Annotated in this window: 2 protein-coding genes; both read right to left on the bottom strand. The window is 35.5% G+C overall.

Annotated elements, in window-relative coordinates:
- Positions 1 to 502: exonuclease domain-containing protein (locus BTHERMOSOX_RS11585; protein WP_138121248.1), on the bottom strand; the 502-nt coding region annotated here is incomplete at its 3' end.
- Positions 502 to 947 (bottom strand): GNAT family N-acetyltransferase (locus BTHERMOSOX_RS11580; protein ID WP_249360700.1); only part of this gene is annotated, 446 nt, incomplete at its 5' end. The genes BTHERMOSOX_RS11585 and BTHERMOSOX_RS11580, both read right to left, overlap by 1 nt.

Raw genomic sequence — 947 nt, 5'->3', positions numbered from 1 at the left:
CAAATTCAATACCTGCTTTAGCAATGGCCTTGGCTAGTACCGTTTCACCAAAAGCTAGAGCTGATAAGCTTACTGTATCAATAGTAGAGAACTGATGGAATGGATTTTTAAGCTTTGATCTGTCGCTCGCAGCGTACAAAAATCCTAAATCAAAAAATGCGTTATGGCCAATTAAAATAGAGCGTGTACAGTCTTGATCTTTCATTTCAGTGCGAATGGTTTTAAACATATCGCCCAAGGCAAGTTTTTCATCAATGGCGCCGCGCAATGGGTTGTCTACATCAATGCCATTAAACTTTAAAGCGGCAGGCTCAAGATTAGCACCCTTAAAAGGCTTAATGTGAAAATGCTGAGGCTCTTTTGCATAAAGCTTTCCATCCTCATCAAAGCCAATAATCACTGCACAAATCTCTAACATGGCATCAGTTTGATGATTAAACCCCGCTGTTTCAATATCGATAACGACAGGAAGATATCCACGAATACGTTTATTAATTTGCATTAGTTAACCTCTTTGAAAAAAATAGAAGAGTTTCGATCATGATTAAAATATTTTTGGCGTTTTCTTGGAAGGTCAGATATTTGCATTTTGGTGAAATTATTTTTAATAAACCATTCGGTGCCAAACTTAGTTAAAGCAAACACCTTGCTAAAATTTCTTTGTTTTGCATTGGCTAGTATCTTATCTAATAATTGATTAGAAAGCCCTGTGTTTTGAGAGTCTTGTGCCACAGCGAGTGAATATATCTCACCCATAGAACCTTCTTGACAATCTTTTAAACCTGCACACGCAACTAACTGGCTTTTCTCAAATAACAAAACAAAGTCGTTGATATTTTTTTCAATCTCATTTTTACTTCTAGATAGAATTTTTCCTTGATCTACAAAAGGCTTGATTAAAGTCAAAATTTGTTCAGAATTATCCAAAATGCAGTTTAAAACGTTGA

Source organism: Bathymodiolus heckerae thiotrophic gill symbiont (genome assembly GCF_900128515.1).
Classification (GTDB): Bacteria; Pseudomonadota; Gammaproteobacteria; order PS1; family Pseudothioglobaceae; genus Thioglobus_A.
This window is presented reverse-complemented; position numbering and strand designations above follow the sequence as displayed.